Origin of the sequence: Actinoallomurus acaciae (assembly GCF_042429965.1) — a bacterium.
Taxonomy (GTDB): Bacteria; Actinomycetota; Actinomycetes; order Streptosporangiales; family Streptosporangiaceae; genus Actinoallomurus; species Actinoallomurus acaciae.
In genome coordinates, this window is record NZ_JBHLZP010000656.1 from 1 (window position 1) to 3,972 (window position 3,972).

At 73.9% G+C, this 3,972-nt stretch carries 4 protein-coding genes and 1 pseudogene; all 5 read left to right on the top strand.

Going from position 1 to position 3,972, the window contains the following annotated elements; translation table 11 throughout:
* A pseudogene (locus ACFFNX_RS44305) lies at positions 1-786 on the top strand (hypothetical protein); the annotation flags it as partial.
* A 104-nt stretch (positions 787-890) separates the two neighbouring features.
* On the top strand, positions 891-1,667 hold the full coding sequence (locus ACFFNX_RS44310) for a thioesterase family protein (RefSeq protein ID WP_378212264.1): 777 nt from the start codon (positions 891-893) through the stop codon (positions 1,665-1,667).
* A 67-nt stretch (positions 1,668-1,734) separates the two neighbouring features.
* Complete coding sequence (locus tag ACFFNX_RS44315; RefSeq protein WP_378212265.1) at positions 1,735-2,529, top strand: putative hydro-lyase; 795 nt, start codon at positions 1,735-1,737, stop codon at positions 2,527-2,529.
* Entirely contained in the window at positions 2,526-3,269 is a 744-nt protein-coding gene (locus ACFFNX_RS44320) for a LamB/YcsF family protein (protein ID WP_378212266.1), read from the top strand. Before ACFFNX_RS44315 ends, ACFFNX_RS44320 begins: the two co-directional genes overlap by 4 nt.
* Positions 3,266-3,895, top strand: a complete 630-nt coding sequence (locus tag ACFFNX_RS44325) for a 5-oxoprolinase subunit B family protein (protein ID WP_378212267.1) — start codon at positions 3,266-3,268, stop codon at positions 3,893-3,895. The genes ACFFNX_RS44320 and ACFFNX_RS44325 overlap by 4 nt, the downstream gene beginning before the upstream one ends.
* The last annotated feature ends 77 nt before the right edge of the window (positions 3,896-3,972 follow it).

The following is a 3,972-nucleotide window of genomic DNA, read 5'->3' on the forward strand; positions in this document are numbered from 1 at the left end:
CGGCAGCGGCGGCCCGCGCCGCCGGCGCGCAGCCGCGACCGGCGCGCGACCATGGCGGCGCAGTTCCTCGCCTCCGATGAGGCCGAGGGGCTGTCGGACCGCTCGGCCGCGAGCCGCTGCGTCGACCGGATCATCGACTACGGCTGCGACCACGACTTCGGCCGTCCGCTGCGGGTCAGCCCCATCAAGTGCGAGACGTTCTTGCTCCACTACCTTCCGCGCAAGGTCATGCTGTCTCCGGGCGAGCAGGACGCCATGCCGCACGTGCTGGCCGCATGGGTCCGCTGGGCGAGCCAGCGCACCCGCCTCCACGAGGAGGGCGTCCGCCAGACCCTCGACAAGGTCTGGGACATCACCGGCAAGTTCGCCAAGGCGTACCGCGACCCGACGACGTTCGGCCTCGACCGCGAGCTGGTCGAGCGGCTGCTGCCCGACGGCGACCTGGAGGCCCTCGCCCGCCGGGCGTTCGCCTTCCCGTTCCTGACCGCGGGCAACGCCGAGATCGACCTCACCCGGCTCGACCCGGCCGTCGACCACGACCGGTATCAGCTGCTGGAGTTCGAGCACCCCGACGCGGACCCGGAGCACATCGAGGCGCACCTGCGCCTGGCCCGGCGCCTATGGGACGGCGACCCGCCACAGCTGTGGACGATCGCCGAGTACATGCTCGACAAGGGCCACGACCGCCACGACATCCTCCACCGGCTCATGACCATCGTCGACGAGGTCGGCGACGACCCGCGCGCGCTGCGCGCCGCCCTGCGGGGCCTGCGCGACGAGGTCTGACCGGGCCGAGGGGCCGTCCCGGGGATCCCCGATTCCACCGGAATCGTGGTAGACGTGACGTGCCCGTTCACGCCCGTACGGGCGTCCGTGCCGAAGGGACTCGTATGGCCGACAGCCTCTACCGTCCGCTCGGTGCCGGTCGCTTCCAGGCGACCGAGCTGACCCAGGGGCCGTGGGATCCACGGCACCAGCACGGCAGCCCGCCGGCGGCGCTGCTGACGCGCGAGCTGGAGCGCACCGACCCGCAGCCCGACATGACCGTCTCGCAGCTCGCGATCGACATCCTCGGGCCGATCCCGGTCGGCGAGGTCACCGTGCACACCGAGGTCGTACGGCCGGGGCGGCGGGTGCAGTCCGTGGCCGCGGAGATGGTCGCCGACGGGCGGCCGGTCGCGTACGCGCGCGCCTGGCGCCTGCGGCGCGCCGACACCGAGGTGATCGCCTCCGAGACCGCGGCGCCGCGCCTCCCCCTGCCGGAGACCGCGCTGGCCGAGTCGCCGCTGCCCGACTTCGGGTACTTCCACGCTCTCGAGTGGCGGTTCGCGGAGGGCGGTGTCCTGCTCAACGGCCCGGCCGTGCTGTGGACCCGGCTCGTCGTCCCGGTGCTGCCGGAGGAGGAGCCCACTCCCCTGCAGCGGGTCGCCGGGGTCGCCGACACCGCGAGCGGCATCAGCTCCGAGCTGAGCTTCGCGGCGTACACGTTCTCGAACGTGGACTTCACCCTGCACCTGCTGCGGCCCCAGGCCGGCGAGTGGACCTGTCTCGACGCCGCCACGACGATCGGACCGGCCGGGAGCGGCCTGTGCCGGACGCGGCTCTACGACGAGCGGGGTGACTTCGGCAGCGTGGCGCAGACGCTCTTCGTCGACCGGCGCGACTGACCGGCGGCGGCCCCGATTCGACGCCCGCGGACGGCCTGCCCGCGCTTGGATCGGGCATGACTGTGGCATGACCGCTCTCGAGCAACCCGGCATCCTCACCCCCTCTCAGGCGCGCGAGGTCTTCCGCACCGGCGAGGTGCCCGAGACCACGAGCGGCTGGTGCCGGGGACACGTCCAGGCGAACCTGCTCGCCGTACCGCGTGACCTGGCCTTCGACGCTCTGCTGTTCGCCCTCCGCAACCCCGGGCCGTGTCCCCTTCTGGAGGTGACCGATCCCGGCGACCCCCACGCCCACGAGATCGCCACCGCCGACCTGCGCACCGACCTGCCGGCGTACCGGGTGTACGAGCACGGACGGCTCGTCGCCGAGGTCACGGACGCCACCGAGTACTGGCGCGACGACCTGGTCGCGCTGCTCACCGGCTGCAGCTTCACGTTCGAGACGGCGCTCGCCACGGCCGGCGTCCCGCTGCGCCACATCGAGCAGGGCCGCAACGTGCCGATGTACGTCACCTCCTGGCAGTGCCGGCCGGCCGGGCGCCTGGCCGGGCCGCTCGTCGTCTCGATGCGGCCGGTGCCCGCCACCCTCGTCGCCACGGCCATCGAGGTCACCGCGGGTCATCCCCTGGCGCACGGTGCGCCCGTGCACACGGGCGACCCGGCCGGGCTGGGCATCGCGTCGCTCGACCGGCCCGACTTCGGGGACGCCGTGGAGTTCGAGGATGGCGACGTCCCGATGTTCTGGGCCTGCGGCGTGACCCCGCAGGCGGTCGTGATGGCCTCGGAGGCGCCCTTCGTGATCACGCATTCGCCCGGCAGGATGCTCATCACGGATCGGTCGGATGAGAACCTGGCGCAATGATCGACTTGAATGCGGATCTGGGTGAGGGGTTCGGGCCGTGGCGGCTCGGCGACGATCTCGCTCTGCTGTCCATCGTCACGAGCGCGAACGTCGCCTGCGGCTTTCACGCCGGCGACCCACTGATCATGCGGCGCACGTGCGCCGCGGCGGTGGAGCGGGGCGTGGCGATCGGCGCGCAGGTGTCCTACCGCGACCTGGCGGGGTTCGGCCGCCGGGAGATGGACGTCGCGCCGGAGGAGCTGACCGCCGAGGTGCTCTACCAGATCGCCGCGCTCGACGGCGTCGCGCGCGCGGAGGGCGGACGGGTCCGTTACGTCAAGCCGCACGGCGCGCTGTACAACCGTCTCGTGCGCGATCGCGCACAGGCGGAGGCCGTGGCCGCGGCGGTCATCGCGTACGACCCGTCGCTGCCGCTGCTGACGCTGCCCGGTTCGGCGCTGCACGGAGTCGAGGGCGTCACCGTGGTCGCCGAGTGTTTCGCCGACCGGGCCTACAACGCCGACGGCACGCTGGTGTCCCGGCGCGAGCCCGGCGCGGTGATCGAGGATGAGGACCAGGTCGCGGCCCGCGCGGTGCGGATGGCCGTCGGCGGCTCGGTCGAGGCGATCGACGGGTCACGGGTCCCGGTGGAGGCGCGGTCCATGTGCGTGCACGGTGACACCCCGGGCGCGGTCGGCCTGGCCAGGGCCGTACGGACGGCGATCGAACGCGCCGGTGTCCGCCTGGGACCGTTCGCGTGAGGGTGCTCCGGGCGGGCGACGCCGCCCTGCTGATCGAGACCGAGGCGCCGCACCGGCTGCACGCCGCCGTCCGGGGGCTCGGCCGGACCGAGATCGTCGACGTCGTCCCGGGCGCCGGCACCGTCCTGGTGACGACCGCGCCGGGCGCCGACCTCGGCCGGCTCGGCGCGCTGCTGGGTGACCTTCCGCTGCCGGAGACGAGTACGGCGAGTGGCGAGCCGCTGCGCGTGCCGGTCGCCTACGACGGCGCGGACCTGGACGAGGTCGCCTCGATCACGGGGCTGACCCGCGCGCAGGTCGTCGAGCGGCACGCGGCGGCCGAGTACGGCGTGGCGTACCTGGGATTCTCTCCCGGGTTCGGCTACCTGACCGGCCTCGACGAGAGCCTGCACGTGTCGCGCCGCGACTCTCCGCGCACCGCGGTCCCGGCCGGGTCGGTCGCGATCGCCGGACCGTACGGCGCGATCTATCCCTCGCCCTCGCCCGGCGGATGGCGGCTCCTCGGCCGTACGACGCTGCGCCTGTGGGACCCCGACCGCGAGCCGCCCTCGCTGCTCCAGCCCGGCACCCGGGTCCGCTTCGAGGCGTGCGCCGCCGACGCGCTCCCGGCGGAGACCCGCGCATGATCGAGGTCGTGCGCTCCGGGTCGCTCGCCACCGTCCAGGACCTCGGCCGCCCGGGGTACGCGCACCTGGGCGTGCCG